This window comes from Achromobacter sp. JCM 18799, from assembly GCF_055395645.1.
Genome location: NZ_AP043866.1, coordinates 1,311,028 through 1,328,337 on the forward strand (window position 1 = coordinate 1,311,028; position 17,310 = coordinate 1,328,337).

Here is a 17,310-nt window from a genome sequence, read left to right on the forward strand (position 1 = left end):
AGGAAAACCATGAACCACACTGCTTTTCTGCTGGACCAGCGCAGCATCATCGTAACGGGCGCCGCCCAGGGCATAGGGCGCGCCATCAGCGAATTGGCCATGCAATTGGGCGCGCGCGTGACCGCCGTCGACATGAACGCCGACGCGCTCGCCGCGTTTGAGCGCGAGGCGCCGCAAGGCCAGCTGCTGACCCTGGCCGGCGACGTGTCGGACCCGGCATTCGCGGCCTTGGCGGTCGAGCGCGCGGCGCAGCATTACGGCGCGGTCGACGGCCTGGTAAACAACGCGGGCGTCACCCGCACTGCAATGATAGAAAAAATGACCCAGGAAGCCTGGCAAAAGGTGATCGACGTGCACCTGACCGGATCCTTCCAGTTCCTGCAGGCCGTCGGCCGCCACATGCTGGCGGCGGCGCGCGAAACGGGCAAGCCGGGCGGCTCCATCGTCAACATCACCTCGGACGCGGGCCGCCGCGGCACCATAGGCCAGATCAACTACGCCGCGGCCAAGTCGGGCGTGCTGGGCCTGACGATGAGCGCAGCGCGCGAATGGGGCAAGTATGGGATACGCGTCAACACCATCGGCTTCGGCGTGGTGGAAACGCCCATGACGGAGACCATACGGGGGGACAAGTTCCGCGACACCTATCTGTCGCAGATCCCGCTAGGCCGCTTTGGCCAGCCTGGAGAGGTGGCGTGGCCGGTGTGCTTCCTGCTGTCGGATGCCGCCTCGTACATGACGGGACAGCACCTCTATGCCAATGGCGGCATGACCATAGGCATGTAAGGCGGATGCGGAACCGCGGCCAGGGTCTTCCGGCCGCGGTCTGCGCCGGCCTCAGCCGTCGATGCCGCGCGAGCTCAGGTAGTCGTCGTAGCCGCCGCGGTAGTCGACGATCTCGCCCGAGGGCAGGATCTCGATCACGCGCGTGGCCAGGCCGGACACGAACTCGCGGTCGTGCGACACGAACACCAGCGTGCCTTCGTACTTTTCCAGCGCGAACTGCAGCGACTCGATCGATTCCATGTCCAGGTGGTTGGTGGGCTCGTCGAGCAGCATGACGTTGTGCCGGCCCAGCATCAGGCGGCCGAAGGTCATGCGGTTCTTTTCGCCGCCGGACAGCACCTTGGGCGCCTTGGGCAGGTCATCCGCCGAAAACAGCAGGCGGCCCAGCACGGAGCGGATCGACTGGTCGTCGTCGCCCGGCTGGCGATGGTCGCCCATCCAGTCCAGCAGGTTGATGTCGGTCTGCAGGAACTGGTCGGAGACGTCCTGCGCCATGTAGCCCAGGTCGGCGTTTTCGGACCACTTCACTTCGCCCGAATCCGGCTGCAGATCGGTTGCCAGCAGGCGCAGCAGGGTCGTCTTACCCACGCCGTTGGCGCCGATGATGGCGATCTTTTCGCCCGCGTCGACCATGGCCGAGAACTTGCGGATGACGGGCGCGTCGTAGGCCTTGGACAGGTTTTCGACGGTGACCGCCAGGCGGTGCATGACCTTGTTCTGCTCGAAGCGGATGTACGGGTTCTGGCGCGACGAGGGCTTGACCACGACCTGGTCGGCCTTGATGCGGTCGATCTGCTTCAGGCGCGAGGTGGCCTGGCGCGACTTGGACTTGTTGGCGGCGAAGCGGCGCACGAAGTCCTGCAATTCGGCGACGCGTTCCTTGGCCTTGGCGTTGTTGGCCACCAGGCGCTCGCGGGCCTGGGTCGAGGCCAGCATGTAGTCGTCGTAGTTGCCCGGATAAATGCGGATCTCGCCGTAGTCCACGTCGGCCATGTGCGTGCACACCTGGTTCAGGAAGTGGCGATCGTGGCTGATGATGATCATCGTGCTCTGGTAGCTGTTGAGCACGTTCTCCAGCCAACGGATGGTATTGATGTCCAGGTTGTTGGTCGGTTCGTCCAGCAGCAGCACGTCCGGGTTCGAGAACAGGGCCTGCGCCAGCAGCACGCGCAGCTTCCAGCCCGGCGCCACTTCGCGCATGGGCAGGTTGTGCTGGTCGACGGCGATTTCCAGGCCCAGCAGCAGTTCGCCGGCGCGGGCTTCGGCGGTGTAGCCGTCGTACTCGGCGAACTTGGCCTCCAGGTCGGCCGCGCGCATGTAGTCGTCTTCGGTCGCTTCCGGATTGGCGTAGATGGCGTCGCGCTCGGACATGGCGGCCCACATCTCGGTGTGGCCCATCATGACCACGTCCAGCACGCGCAGGTCTTCAAACGCGAACTGATCCTGGCGCAGCTTGCCCAGGCGCACGCCCGGCTCCAGCGACACGTTGCCCGCCGAGGGTTCCAGGTCGCCGCCGATGATCTTCATGAAGGTCGACTTGCCGGAACCATTGGCCCCGATCAACCCGTAGCGGTTGCCTTCCCCGAACTTGACGCTGACGTTCTCGAAAAGGGGTTTGGGACCGAACTGGATGGTGAGATTGGCGGTGGAGATCACGGTATGTTTGAGTCTTTTGGCGTCCGGGGACGCATGCGGAGAAACCCGATAGTGTACCAAGCATCCGTGAATCGCATCCAGGCGAGGCAGAGCGCCGCCTGAAGCATCTGGAAATGCAGCATGCCATTTAATGTCATAACGTAAATATTTGTATTAATTGGGGTACTATTGCGTGTGACTCAGCGCCTACGGCCGCCAGGCCCGTCAGGCGGTTGCAACCCAGCTCCCCCGCTACGTGGCAGACGCCAACCACTCCTCCGAGAAAGTCGAACTTTCCTATGGCCGGTCGCTGATCGTGGCGGCCATCGTGGCGATCGTGATGCTGTGGGCGACGCCCCGGCTCACCCCCAGTTCCGACCTGCTCACCTATGCGGCGGCCCGGCTCCAGGCCCGGCTGGTCGGGGGCCATTACGACATTGCGCGCCGCAACGACACCACGGTCGTCCTGATCGACGACGATTCCCTGGACCAGCAGAAAGGCGCCTGGCCCGTGCCTTACCGGACCCATGCGCGCTGGCTGCGCAACATCGGCCTGATCCACAAGCCCAAGGCCATCTTCCTGGACATCACCTTCGGGCGCGAGCGCGACGACCCGACCCTGCCCGAGCTGGCCGCCGCCCTGTGCGAACTGCGCGACGCCAACATCCCGGTGTTTCTGGCCGCGCTGCCCGATGCGCAGGGCGACCTGCGCCTGCGTTCGGGCCTGGAGGCGCCCGCGGGCGAGAAGCCGTGCTTCACCATGGTCGACGTGCGCTACACCCCCAGCAAGGTGGACCGGCTGGTATGGAGCTACCCGCTCTGGTCGGGCGAACATGCGCGCAGCGCGGCGCTGGCCATCGCCCAGGACGCGGCCGGCGTATCCATCACGCCCACCCGCGAAGCCATGGCCTTGACCTGGGGCGTCGACAACCTGGACCAGCGCCGCTTCAGCATGGAATGCCGGCAGGCTCGCGGCGGTTATGTGGAAATGCTGCCGTCCTATGTGCGCAGCCTGCTGGGCGACCCGAACGCCGCCCAGCCCATCTGCCCGTACACGCGCGCGCTGACCCTGTCCGAATTGCGTGCGCCGGATGCCGACGGCGCCCGCCTGGCCGACATGCTCACGGGCCGCTACGTCATGATCGGCGCCGCGCTCAGCGGCTTCAACGACACCGTGCTGTCGCCGGTGCATGACGCCATTCCCGGCGTATTCATGCACGCCATGGCCCTCGACAATCTGCTGACCTATCAGGACGACTACAAGCGCGCCCTCGAATGGGAGATCTGGCCGCCCAATGTCCTGTGGCTGCTGGGCATCCCCGTCGTCATGCTGGCCCATTTCCTGCATTGGCTGGCGCAATGGCTGCGCGGCAATACGCGGCTGGGCGGCCGGCTGCTGGCCCCGCCCGCCGAATGGCGGCTGTTTGCCGACGCGCCCGCCCTGCCGCTGCCGCCCGCCGCGCACGCGGGCGGCGGCTGGAAGGCCAAGGCCGGGCGCCTGTCCGCCCTGCTGCGCGACCGCGCCGCGCGCCTGTGGCTGGCGCGCTGGCTGGCATCCAAGCTCTGCGTCGCGACGTTGCTGCTGCTGCGCAAGGCTGCCGCCATCGTCCTGTCCTCGCTCATCGTGCTGTACATCGTGCTGCTTGCGCAGCGCTGGCTGAACGTGGGCACCCTGCCCATCGTCGACCTGGCGATCATGGCCCTGGCCGCGCACTGGCTCGGCTGGACCAATCGCGCCACCGCCTTTCTTTTTGGCAAACCGGATGCCGCTTCCGCGCCGGCGTCCCCGACACCCGCGCGGGAGCCATCGGCTACCCGCCCGCAACAGGAGTAGAAACGCATGCCCAAGCCCTCCTCCCTGATCACCGCGCTGGCCGCGGCCGCCCTGGCGCTGACTGGCGCAAGCGCGGCGGCGGCCGACGCCATCGTCGGCCTGAACCTCAAGCCCGTGCCGCTGTACGCCAAGTCGGACGGCGGCGCGCCCGCGGCCAAGTCCGACGGCCAGGGCATGCCCTGGCCCGTGCTCGAAGAAGCCAATGAGTTCTACCACGTCAAGATCGATGGCAAGGACTACTGGGTGGACAGCATGCACGTGCGCATCGCGCGCGGTTCCGCCGCGCAATGCGGGCCGGTGATCAAGGGCGTGCCGCCGCCCACCGGCTCGACCGCGGGTGCGGGCGAGAACGTCTGCCGCTGAGCCGCCCATGCGATCCTCCCACATCCTGCGCATGGCCGCCGTCTCTGGCGCGCTGCTGCTGAGCGCCTGCTCCACGCTTCCCGGAGGCAAGGGTTTTTCGGTCACGGCCGGCCAACTGCCCCCGCCCCCCGCCGACCGGCAATGGCCCGACGCCAGCCTGGACGCGCGCAACCAGCGCGCCCAGAGCATGGGCCTGGTCGCCATGCCGGAGATGGAAACCTACCTGAACGGCCTGCTTGGCCGGATCAAGAACGCCGCGGGCGTGCCCGGCTGGCCGGGCGCGGTCCACGTGACCTCGTCATCGGCGCTGGAAGCCTACAGCACCGGCGCGGGCAACATCTACCTGTCCATGGGCTGGCTGGCCTCGGCGGAATCCGAGGACGAGATCGTCGCCATCCTGTCCCATGAATTCGGCCACATCTACCTCGACTACCACCAGATGGAATCGGTCAATGCCGCGGGCGACCAGGTCGCGACGCTGGCGGCCGTGGGCGTGGCGCTGGCTCGCAAGGCCGGCAGCGCCACTGGCTGGAGCCCCGTGGACAGCGTGATCGCTTCGTATACGCTGGGCAAGAACATGCTGGTGCCGGCCTGGGGCCGGCAGCAGGAGGAAAACGCCGACCGCTTCGGCGCCACCGTCAGCCTGGAACTGGGCTACTCGTATACCCAAGGCTTCAAGGCGTTCCTGGAACGCCAGGCCACCTGGGAAGCCGAGAACGCCAAGGTCCAGGCCGAAGCGCGCCAGCGCATGCTCGAGCAGATCAAACAGGCGGCGGCCGACAACACCCGCAAGCAAGAGGCGGCCAAGGGCAACAACATCGCCCCCCCTGACCGAGATGCAGGCCTCGCTGAATTCCGGGGTGGCCGGGGCCAGCGAAGGTTTGCGCACCGGCCTGGACGACATCTGGAAGAAGCTGACCGTCAGCCATCCCGATACCGGCGCGCGCCTGGCTGCGTTGACCGAACAGGTCATGCCCTTGATGGCGGGCAAGCCTCGGCCCCCGGCGGCAGCGGCGCCTTGGAACAAGGCCCGCGCGCAACGCCGCACGGCCGCGCTGCTGAAGAACTACCAGACCGCGGCCGAGGCGCAGCAGGCCTTGCAGGCCCAGGACTACCCGCGCGCCCGCAAGCTCGCGGCCCAGGCAGCATCCGGCCCCAGCGCCACGCACGCCCTGCCCTTGCTGACCTTGAGCATGGCGCAGGCGGAATCCGGCGCGCGCGGGTCCGCCCTGCTGGACCGCAATCTGGCGTCGGAACAGGACCGCGCCTGGCAGGTGTATGTGTTGCGCGCCAACAATCTGCTGGGCGCGGGCCAATCCGGGCCGGCCGCCAGGATCATGGGCCAGGGCTTCGAGTACTTCCGCGGTTCGGCGCTGGCATGGCCTGAAGCCATCCGCTTCTACGGCCAGACCCAGGGCTGGGACCAGGCGCGCAAGCTGGCGCAGGAATGCGCGTCGCGCTTCGCGAGCTATGCCGGGGAATGCAGCAAGGCGGCCCAGTCGCCCGCCGAGCAGGCCGAGGCCAAGCGACGCAGCGAGCAGAAAGCGCAATCGCTGGTCGACAGGCTGTTCAAGTAGCAATGAGAAAGGGGCGCTCGGCGCCCCTTTTCTTTTTTAGTGCGTGTGTTCGTCCAGCACCAGGTGCGCCATGCCCTTTTCGGTGGCCAGGCCCACCTTCTGCCCGATGGGCAGCGTCGCCTTGGTGGCGACATGGCCATACGGCAGCCCCGTCACCACCGGCACCTTGACCGTCTTGCGCAGCCAGGCCACCACTTCGTGCAGGTCGTAGCCGTTGTCGTGCGGCGCCAGTTTGTAGTCCGTGAAGCGGCCCAGCACGATGGCTTTTTGCTTGCCCAGGATGCCGGCCTGCGCCAGCTGGATCAGCATGCGTTCGACGCGGTAAGGATGCTCGGCCACGTCTTCCAGGAACAGGATGCCGCCGCGCACCTTGGGCATGTAGGGCGTGCCCAGCAAGGACGTCAGCATGGCCAGGTTGCCGCCCCACAGGATGCCGCGGCAATCCACCGCATCGGCGTCCTGGGTTTCGAAGCTGAGGATTTCCAGCTCGCCGCGCATGATCTCGCCGAACAGGGCTTCGGTCAGGTCGTCGACCTTCTTGCCGCCGAAGTCGTAGACCGCCGATGCGCCGGTATAGCTGACCGCGCCGGTCTGCGCCAGCAGGCCCAGGTTGAAGGCGGTGAAGTCGCTCATGCCGACGAAACGCTTGCCGCTGTCGGCCATGGCCTTCCAGTCGATGGCAGGCAGCAGCCGGCCCATGCCGTAGCCGCCGCGCGTCACCATGACGATGGGCAGCTTCTGCTTGGCGGCGCGCGTCAGGCTGGCCAGGCGCTGCGTGTCGGTGCCGGCAAAGCGCTGGTGCTGCGCGTAGGCGGTACGGTCCACGGCGGTCTTGAAGCCCTGCTGCTGCAGTCTTTCGCGCGCCAGCTCGACGGCGGCCGGATCGCGCACCGCGGAAGACGGCGAGATCAGGTAGATGCCGCGGGCGTCGGGCAGCGCGTGGTTGTGGCTGTGGTCATGGCCGCAGTCTTCATCACATTCATGGCCTGCATGACCATGATCGTGGTTATGTTCATGGTCGTGCGCGGCGGCCGCTTTCGCGCCGCGCGCCTTGGCGCCTTGGGATTTGCTCATGCTGCGGATTCCTTGCTACGGCGTTCGCGGAAGAACCGGCGCAGCAGATCGCCGCAAGGTTCCGCCAGCACGCCGCCGGTGACTGAGGTGTGATGATTGAGTTTGGGGACCGAGCCCACGTCCAGCACGCTGCCGCAGGCGCCGGTCTTGGGGTCGTAGGCGCCGAACACGACGCGCGCGAGCCGCGCATGCAGCATGGCGCCGATGCACATGACGCAAGGCTCCAGCGTGACGTACACGGTGATGCCCGGCAGACGGTAGTTTTCCAGCGCGCGCGCGGCGCCGCGCAAGGCGACGATCTCGGCGTGGGCGGTGGGATCGTGGTCGATGATGGTGCGGTTGTAGCCGCGTCCCAGGATGTCGCCCTGTGCCGACACCACCAGCGCGCCCACCGGCACCTCGCCGATGTCATAGGCGGCCTGGGCCTCTTGCAGCGCCAGTTCCATGAAGCTGGCGTCCTGCGCGGTCCAGGGTTGGACCGCCGCCATCGGGATAGCCTCAACCACGGTACACCCGGGACTTCAGTGCGATGCGGCCGGCCAGGCTGGTCACGGCCTCTTCCAGCCACTGGTAGAGTTCGGCGTGCTCGTCGTAGCGGGCCTGGTTCAGGTTGGACACCCGGCCCTCTTCGATGAAGCCCCAGGCCCGGCTGCGCTTGTCGCGATGCTTGGGGTCCCACACGCCGAAGGCGAAGCCGCCGGCGCGGCGGATCAGCGAAAAGCACGGGATGTCGGTGTAGCCGTCGCCGACGAACACCATCTGGTCGAACGGCACCCGCAAGCGGTCCTCGGGCACCTTGCGGTTGACCTCGAAGGGCTTGTTGCGGAAATCGCGGCCGATGATGCCTTTCTGGATGTGGAACAGGTAGCGGGTCTTGTCGGTAAAGCTGACGATGCGGCGCGGAAACGCGATGCCGCCATCCGCGCCGTAAATGAATTCGGACGCCCAGATCTCGGTGAACTCGTGCGCAATGGGGGTGGACCGGACCACGTCGCCGATACCGCTGGAAATCAGGTAGAACTCCAGCTGCACTTGCGGCTGTTCGGCCCGCACCGCGGCGCGCAGCCGCTGGAACAGCGTGGGCACGCCGTCGTGCAGTTCCAGCCGGGCGCCCCAATCCTTCAGGCGCTGCTGCGTAATGAGGCCGTGCTTGCCCGATTGCGACAGCTGGATCATCTGGTACAGGTAGGCGGGCACGGGGTCCCAGTCCTGCTGCGAGAGCAGCGGATCGACCTCATCCTTCCAGAAGGATGCCGTGTCCACGCCCATGCTTTCCAGGAAGCCGGACGTGCTGTCCGAGGCCAGCGTGTCGTCGAAGTCGAAAATCAGGGCGATGACGTCGGACATGTATATGCGTGAAAAAGGGGCGACAGCCGCCATTTTGCCTGAATGTGGCGGCGGCTGCGCCCCTGGAGGTCCGAGCGGGGCCGCCCTGGCGGCCCTTGTTCCGGCTGTCGCTTACTGGCGTACCGGCGAGGTCATGGGCGCCCCGGGCGCCGGCGCCATGCCCGGCGCGCCGGCCGCGGGCGGCACGGTGTCGGCCGGCACCTGGATCACGGTTTCACGCAGCACGCCCCCGCCCTGCACGCTGCCGCGCACATTGGTGGGCGAGGTCATCTGCGTCACGCAGTCCTGGCGCGAGGCGGCCGGCAGGCGGTTGCAGCGGTCCAGCATATTCTGCTGCAACTGGTCGTTGCTGCCGTCCTTGAGGTTGTTGCGGCCGCTTTCCTGGCGCGCCGCGCCGGCTTCGCGCATGCAGGCGGCCTGGTCCTGGCCGGTGGCGCCGCTCTTGCATGCCGCCACATCCTGCTGATACTGGGACTGAGCTGAGCCGCGGCCGGTCGCATCAGCCGCGTGGACCGCTCCCGCGGCCAACATCAGGCCAGCGGCACAAAGCGTCGCCGCGAGGCGTTTGACATGCATGGGTCGTGTAGTCATGGTCAGCTCCTTGAAGTTGATTGAACCGTTACCCACTATCCCACGATGACGCTTCCGCTACATGTCCAGCGACATGAAATCGTAAGACTACGTTTCAATTGCCGCGACGCAACATACCCTGCCTGTCGCCTTAGCTAGCGTCGCGCTCGGCGTCGGCCTTGCTGAGGCGATTGCGGTAGGTTGCGGCGCGCATGAGCAGCATGGCGGTCACGGGCGAAGACACGATCAGCAGCAGCGTGATGATGACTTCATGAAACACAGGCCGCGACGACAGCGCCGAAAACACCAGGATCGACGCCGCCAGCACGCAACCGCAACCCATGGTGTTGCCCAAGGTAGGCGCATGGATGCGGGCATAAAAGGTACGGAAGCGCAGCAGGCCGGCCGAACCGGTCAGGGCAAGCAGGCCGCCGAACACCAGCAGGACACTGGCCGGTATGGCGGCCCACAGCGGGATCTGGGCGTCGATCATGGCTCGATCACCTCGCCGCGCAGCAGGAAGCGCGCCATGGCGGTGGAGCCCACGAAGCCGAACAAGGCGATCAGCAGCGCAATGTCGAAATACACGGAGGTGCCGGAGCGGATGCCGAACACCAGCATGGTCAGCATGCCGTTGATGTACAGCGTGTCCAGGGCCAGCACGCGGTCCTGCGCGGTGGGACCGCGCAGCAGCCGGATGGCGGCGAAGACCATGCCCAGCGCAAAGCAGAGCAAGGCGAAGGACGCCGCCCAATAAAGTATGTTGTTCATTCGAAAATCTCCTTCAGCGGGCGCTCGTAGCGTTCCTGGACCAGCTTGATCCAGTCGCCCTCGTTCTGCAGGTCCAGCACGTGCAGCTTCAGGCAATGGTCGTCGGTCAGGTCCACCCAGACGGTGCCCGGCGTGTACGTGACGATGCAGGCCAGCATCGCCAGGCCGTGCGGGTCGCGCATGGTCAGCGGGATCATGATGAACCCGGGCGAAAAGTCATTGCGGCGCGGATTCAGGATCAGCCGCGCCACGGCGATATTGGATTTGATGATGTCCGCGGTCACATGCAGGAACAGCGGGACCGCCTTCCACAGGCGGCGCGGCTTGGCCTTCAGCGGCCGCAGGCGGGAGGCGGCCCAGGTGAACCAGAGCGCCAGCGCGATGCCCAGCGCGATCTGGCCCGCGGACGCGCTCTGGTTGAGCACCAGCCACAGGACGAACAGGTAGACGGGCAGGAACAGGAAGTAGAGACGGCGCATCAGCTTCCTCCCTTGAGGCCGCGCACGGTCTGCGCGGACATGACGGCGTCGATGTAGGACTTGGGCTGGTCCAGCGACCGCGCCGCATCGTCCAGATAGGCCGACACGGGGCCGGCGCCGGCCGCCAGGCCCACGCACAGCAGCAACAGCACCGCCACGGGCCCGGCTTCGATCAAGCGCAGGCGCGGCGTGCTGCGGTCATCGCTGGCCCAGAACACCCGGATGCCGGTGCGGCCCAGGCCGATGAGGCCGGCCAGCCCCGACAGCAGCACCGCGGCCACCAATATCCATGCGTCCATGGGCACGGCCGACTCGTTGGCGGCCGACACCGCCGCTGACAGCAGCGACAGCTTGGCGACGAAGCCCGACAGCGGCGGCAGGCCGGTCACCAGCAAGGCGCAGGAAATGAAGGCCAGGCCCAGGAAGGCCATGGCCGCGGGAATGGCCACGCCCACCACGTCGTCGGAACGGTTGAGCGAGGCCGGATCGTCCAGGTCGAACGCGTCCAGGGTCACCGCCAGCACGTTGGCGCCGAAGCTGCGGGTGCGCTCGATGAGTTCGGCCAAAAGGAAGAACGCGCCCGTGGTCAGCACGGAGCTGAGCAGGTAGAACAGCGCCGGTCCCGTCAGCGTCACGCCCGGCATGCCCAGCGCGGTCAGCAGCGTGCCAGCCGATACGATCACGCAGTAACCGACCATTTTTTCCAACTGCTGGGTCGCCAGGAGTCCCAGGGCGCCGAACAGCAGCGTGGCCAGCCCCGCCGCGAACATCCAGTCCAGGCTGAAGGCCGCCGGCGCGCCGGTGGGCAGCAGCAAGGAGCCGATGCGCAGCAGCGCGTAGATGCCGACCTTGGTCATGATGGAGAACATGGCCGCGACCGGTGCGCCGGCCGAGCCGTAGCCCTTGACCAGCCAGAAGTTCAGCGGCCAGGCGCCCGCCTTGACCAGGAAGGCCACGCCCAGGATGGCTGCGCCCGCCTCGAACAGCATGCGGTCCGCGCCCGCCAGGTTGCCGGCGCGCACCGCCAGGTCCGCCATGTTCAGCGTGCCGGTCACGCCGTAGATCAGCGCGATGCTGATCAGCAGCAGGAACGAGGCCACCAGGTTGACCGCGATGTACTGCAGGCCGGCGCTGACGCGCGCCACGCCCGAGCCGTGCAGCAACAGGCCATAGGACGCGGCCAGCAGCACCTCGAAGAATACGAAGAGGTTGAACAGGTCGCCCGTGAGGAACGCGCCGTTCAGGCCCATCAGCAGGAACTGGAACAACGAATGGAAATGCACACCGGCGCGGTCCCAGCGCGCCAGCGCATAGACCAAGGTAGCCAGTCCCAGCACCGCGGTCAGGGTCAGCATCACCGCGGCCAGGCGGTCGACCACCAGCACGATGCCGAAAGGCGCGGGCCAGTCGCCCACCAGATAGACCCCTACCCCGTCGGGCCAGACGCCGGGTACGCCGCCGCCCGCCACCACCAGCAGCGCGATGGCGGCGGCCAGCTGGCCCAGGGTCGAAACCAGCGCAATGGCGCCGCGGGTATAGCGGCGGGTATCCGCCAGCAGAAGCATCGCCGCGCCCGCCGCGAGCGGCGTGATGATGGGCAATACGGGCAGGTGTTGCAGCCAAAAATTCAAGATTGGGACTCCCGTCCATCAACGTGGTCGGTACCCGTGAGGCCACGCGAGGCCAGCAGCACAACCAGGAACAGCGCGGTGGTGGCGAAGCCGATCACGATGGCCGTCAGCACCAGCGCCTGCGGCAGCGGATCCGCATACCAGGAAGGATCATGGGCCACCGCCGGATCGACCACGGGCGGACGGCCCGAGGTCAGCCGGCCCATGCCGAAGATGAACAGGTTCACCGCATAGGAAACCAGCGACAGGCCCATGATGAACTGGAAGGTCCGCGGCCGCAGCAGCAGCCAGACGCCCGAGCCAGCCAAGACACCGATAGCGATGGCGTATATCAATTCCATCAGGCTTCCCCTGTTTGTGCGGCGGCCGCCTGGATTTCGGCGGCGGCCTTGCGTTGCGCGCGCAGCGATTGGTGAGCCAGCGCCACCAGCACCAGCACGGTGGATCCCACGACCAGCATGTAGACGCCCAGGTCGAACAGCAGCACGCTGGACAGGTGCACGTGGCCGATCAGCGGCAACGCCAGATCCCAGGACAGCGCCGCTAGGAAGGGCTTGTAGGCCAGCCACGCGGTCACCGCCGCGGCGCCGGCGAACAATAGGCCCAGGCCGATCCAATGCTGCGGGTTGAGCCGGCTGCGCGACTCCACCCAGTACACGCCGCCGACCATGTATTGCAGGATGACGGCGGTGGCGAAGATCAATCCGCCGACGAAGCCGCCGCCCGGCTCGTTGTGGCCGCGCAGCAGGAAGTACACGGAAATCAGCGCGGCGGTGGGCAGCAAGAGGCGCACCAGCACGGTGGGCACCATCATGGAACCGGCGGGCACCAGCGACTTGATGTCCGGCGCGTCGGGCACGCCGCCATCCTGGTCGAGCTGCTGGCGCGGCAGGTCCGCGCTTTCGGCGGCCGGACGGAAGCGGCGCAGCAGCGCGTAGACGGTCAGCGCCACGATGCCCAGCACCGTGATCTCGCCGAAGGTATCGAAGCCGCGGAAGTCCACCAGGATCACGTTGACCACATTGGTGCCGCCGCCGTCCGGCAGCGCGCGGTCGACGAAGTACGAAGAAATGGTGTCGCCCTGCGGCCGCACCAGCACCGCGTAGGCCAGCGCGGCCATGCCGGTGCCGGCGGCGCCCGCCAGCAGCAGGTCGCGCAGGCGGCGTCCGCGGGCCCGCAGCGTGACCTTCAGGCTTTCGTCTTCATCCTGCGCGATGCGCCGCGGCAGCCAGCGCAGGCCCAGCAGCAACAGCACCAGGGTCACGACTTCGACCGACAGCTGGGTCAGCGCCAGGTCGGGCGCCGAGAACCAGACGAAGGTCAGGCAGGTGATCAGCCCTGCGCCGCCGGCCAGCGCCAGCGACGCCAGGCGGTGGTACTTGGCCTGGAAGGCGGCGGCCAGCGCGCAGCCCGCGCCCACCAGCCACAACAGCGCGAAGGCCGGATCGATCGGCGTCATGCGGCCGGCGCCATCCAGCCAGCCGCCCGCGCGCAGCGGCAGCCAGGCCACGAACAGCGTGCCCAGCACGATCAGCAGCATCTGCACCTGCAGGCGCGAGGACGCCAGCCAGCGCAGCAGCCAGGCCGCGGCCACGCTGGAGCCGTCCAGCAGCGCCTCGAAGCTGCGGCGGCCGTCCAGGCGGTAGATGAACGGCACCCGGCCCGGATTGGCGCGCTGGTGGGCGCGCAGGGCCAGATAGAGCAGGACGCCGGCCGTGGTCGCGACCAGGCTCATGACCAGGGGCAGGTTCAGGCCGTGCCAGACGGCCAGGCTGTACTCGGGCATGTCCTGCCCCAGGATGCTCTGGGCCGCGGTCGCCAGGAACGGGCCGACCGTCAGGCCAGGCACCACGCCCACCAGCAGGCAGATCGCCACCAGCAGCGCGCTGGGGAACAGCATCCAGCGCGGCGGCTCGTGCGGGGCGCGCGGCAGGTCGGTGGCCGGCGGGCCGAAGAACACTTGCAGGATGAAGCGCAGCGAATAGGCCACGCTGAACGCACCCGCGATAGTGGCCACCAGCGGCAGGCCGATCTCGGTGATGCGGTCGCCGCTGACGAAGGTGGTCTCGGCGAAGAACATTTCCTTGGACAGGAAGCCATTGAGCAGCGGCACCCCCGCCATCGAGGCGGCCGCCACCATGGCCAGCGTGGCGGTGATCGGCATGGCCTTGTAGAGGCCGGACAAACGGCTCAGGTCGCGCGTGCCGGTCTCGTGATCCACAATGCCCGCCGCCATGAACAGCGAGGCCTTGAAGGTGGCGTGGTTGATCATGTGGAAGATGGCGGCCACCAGCGCCAGCGTGCTGTTCAGGCCCAGCAGCAGCGTGATCAGCCCCAGATGGCTGATGGTGGAGTACGCCAGCACCCCTTTCATGTCCTGCTGGAAGATGGCGGCATAGGCGCCCAGCACCAGCGTGATCAGCCCCGCCCCGCCGATGATCCAGAACCATTCGTCGGTGCCCGACAGCACCGGCCAGAAACGCGCCAGCAGGAACACCCCGGCCTTCACCATGGTGGCCGAGTGCAGGTACGCGGATACCGGCGTGGGCGCCGCCATGGCATTGGGCAGCCAGAAATGGAAGGGAAACTGGGCGCTCTTGGTCAGCGCGCCCAGCGCCACCAGGATCAGGACGGCCGGATACCAGGGGTCGGCCCGCACCAGGTCGCCCGCGGCCAGCACCCGGTCCAGGTCATAGCTGCCGACGATATGGCCCAGGATGAGCACCCCGGCCAGGAGGCACGGCCCGCCCCCGCCCGTGACCGTCAGCGCCATGCGCGCGCCGCGGCGCGCGTCCAGGCGGTGATGCCAGTAGGCGATCAGCATGAAGGACGCCAGGCTGGTCATTTCCCAGAACATGACCAGTTGGATCAGGTTGCCCGACAGCACCACGCCCAGCATGGCGGCCATGAAGGCCTGGAAGAAGGAGAAAAAGCGCGGCACCGGATCTTCCGGCGACATGTAATAGCGCGCATACAGCACCACCAGCGCGCCCATGCCGGAGACGATCAGCGCGAACAGCCAGGCGTAGCCGTCCATGCGCAGGGTGAACTGCAGGCCCAGCGCGGGCGCCCAGGGCATGTCGAAGCGGACCACGCCGCCGTTGGCGACGTCCGGATAGAGGCTGATGACCAGCACCACACAGACCAGTGCGATGAGGCCCGCCAGCCACGCCTCGGCATTGCGGGCGTTGGATGGCAGAAGCGCGGCGCACAGGCTGCCGGCGAACGGCAGAGCGAGGATCAGGATCAGCGACATGGCGTTCCGAGAGTGTCCGGGCCCCCTCCCGCCAGCGCAAGGCAGCGAAAGACGAACAGACCGGGGATTGAAAAACGGACGGAACCCTGGCCCGGTGCGTCGCTGCACTACACGTTGCCCCGCGGGGGACATCAACCAACGCCATTGAACGGCGCAGACAGAAACAAACGCAATAGCTTTCTTGCAAGACCGGCCAAGAATCTCATACGAAAAATATCAGATTCTTGTAAGTTATGCAGAGATTTATGTGTTTACGATGCGGATGACGGCAAGATCGATGCGCAATCCTTGCGCAATTGAAATATTCCCGAAGCTGTTCATATCTTTGTCAGCATTGGATTTTTTGGTCTATTCCCGTCTTCTTCGGGCAACGGCGCCATAAAAAAATAACCCTGGACAAGCCAGGGTCTATCCGGGTTGACCGGCGGAAATTTACTGTGTGGAATGGCGCCCACGAGGCTCCGCCAAGCCAGCATCCCGGCGCGGCAGGCTTCACCGACGCCGGCCCAAGAAGCCGGCCGGGTCGGAAATTCAAATAATCTGGAGAAGACTCTTGACCATGCTGTCCCAAGCCAAGGCCGTCCTGGCCGCCGCCATCGCCGGCCTCTGCCTCACCACCGCCGCGCAAGCAGCCGACCCCTACCCCAACAAGCCCATCCGCCTGATCGTACCTTTCGCCGCGGGCGGCACTACCGACATCGTGGCGCGCATCGTCGCCGAAGGCCTGACCCGTGAGCTCGGCCAGGCCGTGGTGGTCGAAAACCGCGGCGGCGGCGGCGGCTCGATCGGCGCCGACGCCGTGGCGCGCTCCACGCCTGACGGCTACACCCTGGGCGTGGCCACCGTCAGCACCATGGCCACCAACCCGGCCACCAACCCCAAGAACCCGTACAACCCGTTGAAGGACTTCGTCCCCATCACCAATATGGTGAACGTCCCCAACGTGCTGACGGTGAACCCGGCGGTGCCGGCCAAGACCCTGGCCGAATTCATCGCCCTGCTCAAGGCCAATCCCGGCAAGTACGCCTACGCATCCTCGGGCGCGGGCGGCATCGGCCACCTGGACGGCGAACTCTTCAAGTCGCTGACCAAGACGGATATGGTGCATGTGCCTTACCGCGGTTCGGGCCCGGCCCTCAACGACGTGATCGCCGGCCAGGTCAACGCGCAGTTCGACAACCTGCCCTCGTCCATGCCCCACATCCAGGCCGGCAAGCTGCGCGCCCTGGCCGTGGCCGCGCCCAAGCGCCTGCCGGCGCTTCCGGACGTGCCGACCTTCTCCGAAGGCGGCCTGCCGGAAATGGATAACATGGCCTGGTACGGCCTGGTCGCGCCCGCCGGCACGCCGCAGGCCGTGATCGACCGCATCCATGACGCCACCGTCAAGGCGCTCAAGGATCCGAAGATCGTGCAGCGCCTGGCCGACGGCGGCTCGCTGGTGGACGGCAACACGCCCGCCGAATACGCCGCCCAGATCAAGCGCGAGCTGGAACTGCGCCAGCGCATCGCCAAGGAACGCAACATCCAGTCGACCAACTGATCGTTAGCGCACAACGCGCCGGCCCAGTCCGGCGCCCCGAGGCCGGCCTGTTTCCCAGGCCGGTTTTTTTTCGCTTCTTCCACCACCATCGTTCCAAGGGCCGCGCTTGACTGCAATCGTCCCGGTGGTAGCATGTGCGACCGTGCGATCCCATCTTTCTCCCCCTCCCTGCGCCGCCTGCGCGCTTTGCGCCCTGCGCTCGACCCTGTTGAGCTCGCAGGAAGTCGCCGCGCGCTCCGCCTACGCCCGCTCCAAGCCCGGCTAATCGCCCGCTTTCCCCCTTTCTGATTCCTGCACCGGCCCGCCGCCGGCTGCCTGCGCACATCCGCGCATCCGGCAGCCTTGCTGCCGGCCGGCGGACGCCCTGCCGCGTGGCCGGGCTCCGCGTCTCGTCCCTCTATCCGCAACGCCAACGGAGGCTTGCGGCCAGGCCACGCACCGACCTAT

The 17,310-nt window shown here is 67.1% G+C and carries 16 protein-coding genes and 1 pseudogene; 6 read left to right on the forward strand and 11 right to left on the reverse strand.

Going from position 1 to position 17,310, the window contains the following annotated elements; translation table 11 throughout:
• Positions 1 to 9: 9 nt before the first annotated feature.
• Complete coding sequence (locus ACZ5YA_RS06265) at positions 10 to 786, forward strand: SDR family NAD(P)-dependent oxidoreductase (RefSeq protein WP_059380077.1); 777 nt, start codon at positions 10 to 12, stop codon at positions 784 to 786.
• A 51-nt stretch (positions 787 to 837) separates the two neighbouring features.
• On the opposite strand, the gene ACZ5YA_RS06270 is transcribed toward ACZ5YA_RS06265, so the two are convergent.
• The gene (locus tag ACZ5YA_RS06270; RefSeq protein WP_059380076.1) at positions 838 to 2,442 is read right to left on the reverse strand and encodes an ABC-F family ATPase; all 1,605 of its coding nucleotides are present in this window, start codon (positions 2,440 to 2,442) and stop codon (positions 838 to 840) included.
• A gap of 235 nt (positions 2,443 to 2,677) precedes the next feature.
• On the opposite strand from ACZ5YA_RS06270, the gene ACZ5YA_RS06275 reads away from it, so the two are divergent.
• From ACZ5YA_RS06275 to ACZ5YA_RS06290, 4 genes and pseudogenes are all read left to right on the forward strand, one after another.
• Positions 2,678 to 4,255 carry a CHASE2 domain-containing protein gene (locus ACZ5YA_RS06275; protein ID WP_464092201.1) on the forward strand — a complete coding sequence of 526 codons (1,578 nt, stop codon included), beginning with the start codon at positions 2,678 to 2,680 and terminating at the stop codon, positions 4,253 to 4,255.
• A 6-nt stretch (positions 4,256 to 4,261) separates the two neighbouring features.
• Positions 4,262 to 4,618, forward strand: a complete 357-nt coding sequence (locus tag ACZ5YA_RS06280; RefSeq protein ID WP_059380074.1) for a hypothetical protein — start codon at positions 4,262 to 4,264, stop codon at positions 4,616 to 4,618.
• 211 nt (positions 4,619 to 4,829) lie between these two features.
• Positions 4,830 to 5,237: pseudogene (locus tag ACZ5YA_RS06285) on the forward strand (M48 family metalloprotease); the annotation flags it as partial.
• A gap of 217 nt (positions 5,238 to 5,454) precedes the next feature.
• Positions 5,455 to 6,195 (forward strand): hypothetical protein, encoded by a 741-nt coding sequence (locus ACZ5YA_RS06290; protein ID WP_464092889.1) that lies wholly within the window; start codon positions 5,455 to 5,457, stop codon positions 6,193 to 6,195.
• Between the two features lie 36 nt (positions 6,196 to 6,231).
• On the opposite strand, the gene ACZ5YA_RS06295 is transcribed toward ACZ5YA_RS06290, so the two are convergent.
• From ACZ5YA_RS06295 to ACZ5YA_RS06340, 10 genes are all read right to left on the reverse strand, one after another.
• Entirely contained in the window at positions 6,232 to 7,269 is a 1,038-nt protein-coding gene (locus ACZ5YA_RS06295) for an LD-carboxypeptidase (protein ID WP_464092202.1), read from the reverse strand.
• The gene (gene tadA, locus ACZ5YA_RS06300) at positions 7,266 to 7,757 is read right to left on the reverse strand and encodes a tRNA adenosine(34) deaminase TadA (RefSeq protein WP_059380071.1); all 492 of its coding nucleotides are present in this window, start codon (positions 7,755 to 7,757) and stop codon (positions 7,266 to 7,268) included. Before tadA ends, ACZ5YA_RS06295 begins: the two co-directional genes overlap by 4 nt.
• Before the next feature lie 10 nt (positions 7,758 to 7,767).
• Entirely contained in the window at positions 7,768 to 8,616 is an 849-nt protein-coding gene (locus ACZ5YA_RS06305) for an HAD family hydrolase (protein ID WP_059380070.1), read from the reverse strand.
• Positions 8,617 to 8,727: 111 nt separating this feature from the next.
• Positions 8,728 to 9,207: a hypothetical protein gene (locus ACZ5YA_RS06310; protein WP_118932060.1), complete on the reverse strand. Its 480-nt coding sequence runs from the start codon at positions 9,205 to 9,207 to the stop codon at positions 8,728 to 8,730.
• A 130-nt stretch (positions 9,208 to 9,337) separates the two neighbouring features.
• A complete protein-coding gene (gene mnhG, locus ACZ5YA_RS06315) occupies positions 9,338 to 9,679 on the reverse strand; it encodes a monovalent cation/H(+) antiporter subunit G (protein ID WP_059380068.1) in 342 nt (113 codons plus the stop codon).
• Positions 9,676 to 9,957 (reverse strand): K+/H+ antiporter subunit F, encoded by a 282-nt coding sequence (locus ACZ5YA_RS06320; protein WP_013394078.1) that lies wholly within the window; start codon positions 9,955 to 9,957, stop codon positions 9,676 to 9,678. The genes mnhG and ACZ5YA_RS06320 overlap by 4 nt, the downstream gene beginning before the upstream one ends.
• Entirely contained in the window at positions 9,954 to 10,436 is a 483-nt protein-coding gene (locus ACZ5YA_RS06325) for a Na+/H+ antiporter subunit E (RefSeq protein WP_059380067.1), read from the reverse strand. The genes ACZ5YA_RS06320 and ACZ5YA_RS06325 overlap by 4 nt, the downstream gene beginning before the upstream one ends.
• Positions 10,436 to 12,067: a monovalent cation/H+ antiporter subunit D gene (locus tag ACZ5YA_RS06330; RefSeq protein WP_059380066.1), complete on the reverse strand. Its 1,632-nt coding sequence runs from the start codon at positions 12,065 to 12,067 to the stop codon at positions 10,436 to 10,438. The genes ACZ5YA_RS06325 and ACZ5YA_RS06330 overlap by 1 nt, the downstream gene beginning before the upstream one ends.
• On the reverse strand, positions 12,064 to 12,408 hold the full coding sequence (locus ACZ5YA_RS06335; RefSeq protein WP_013394081.1) for a Na+/H+ antiporter subunit C: 345 nt from the start codon (positions 12,406 to 12,408) through the stop codon (positions 12,064 to 12,066). Before ACZ5YA_RS06335 ends, ACZ5YA_RS06330 begins: the two co-directional genes overlap by 4 nt.
• Positions 12,408 to 15,323: a monovalent cation/H+ antiporter subunit A gene (locus ACZ5YA_RS06340; RefSeq protein WP_464092203.1), complete on the reverse strand. Its 2,916-nt coding sequence runs from the start codon at positions 15,321 to 15,323 to the stop codon at positions 12,408 to 12,410. Before ACZ5YA_RS06340 ends, ACZ5YA_RS06335 begins: the two co-directional genes overlap by 1 nt.
• Before the next feature lie 559 nt (positions 15,324 to 15,882).
• On the opposite strand from ACZ5YA_RS06340, the gene ACZ5YA_RS06345 reads away from it, so the two are divergent.
• Positions 15,883 to 16,863: a Bug family tripartite tricarboxylate transporter substrate binding protein gene (locus tag ACZ5YA_RS06345; protein WP_059380100.1), complete on the forward strand. Its 981-nt coding sequence runs from the start codon at positions 15,883 to 15,885 to the stop codon at positions 16,861 to 16,863.
• Positions 16,864 to 17,310 lie beyond the last annotated feature (447 nt).

Coding starts and splice junctions, on each gene's coding strand:
- ACZ5YA_RS06325 (WP_059380067.1), bottom strand. CDS start 10,436: ATGCGCCGTCTCTACTTCCTGTTCCTGCCCGTCTACCTGTTCGTCCTG.
- ACZ5YA_RS06340 (WP_464092203.1), bottom strand. CDS start 15,323: ATGTCGCTGATCCTGATCCTCGCTCTGCCGTTCGCCGGCAGCCTGTGC.
- ACZ5YA_RS06305 (WP_059380070.1), bottom strand. CDS start 8,616: ATGTCCGACGTCATCGCCCTGATTTTCGACTTCGACGACACGCTGGCC.
- ACZ5YA_RS06290 (WP_464092889.1), top strand. CDS start 5,455: ATGCAGGCCTCGCTGAATTCCGGGGTGGCCGGGGCCAGCGAAGGTTTG.
- ACZ5YA_RS06310 (WP_118932060.1), bottom strand. CDS start 9,207: ATGACTACACGACCCATGCATGTCAAACGCCTCGCGGCGACGCTTTGT.
- mnhG (WP_059380068.1), bottom strand. CDS start 9,679: ATGATCGACGCCCAGATCCCGCTGTGGGCCGCCATACCGGCCAGTGTC.
- ACZ5YA_RS06265 (WP_059380077.1), top strand. CDS start 10: ATGAACCACACTGCTTTTCTGCTGGACCAGCGCAGCATCATCGTAACG.
- ACZ5YA_RS06335 (WP_013394081.1), bottom strand. CDS start 12,408: ATGGAATTGATATACGCCATCGCTATCGGTGTCTTGGCTGGCTCGGGC.
- ACZ5YA_RS06295 (WP_464092202.1), bottom strand. CDS start 7,269: ATGAGCAAATCCCAAGGCGCCAAGGCGCGCGGCGCGAAAGCGGCCGCC.
- ACZ5YA_RS06280 (WP_059380074.1), top strand. CDS start 4,262: ATGCCCAAGCCCTCCTCCCTGATCACCGCGCTGGCCGCGGCCGCCCTG.
- ACZ5YA_RS06345 (WP_059380100.1), top strand. CDS start 15,883: ATGCTGTCCCAAGCCAAGGCCGTCCTGGCCGCCGCCATCGCCGGCCTC.
- tadA (WP_059380071.1), bottom strand. CDS start 7,757: ATGGCGGCGGTCCAACCCTGGACCGCGCAGGACGCCAGCTTCATGGAA.
- ACZ5YA_RS06320 (WP_013394078.1), bottom strand. CDS start 9,957: ATGAACAACATACTTTATTGGGCGGCGTCCTTCGCCTTGCTCTGCTTT.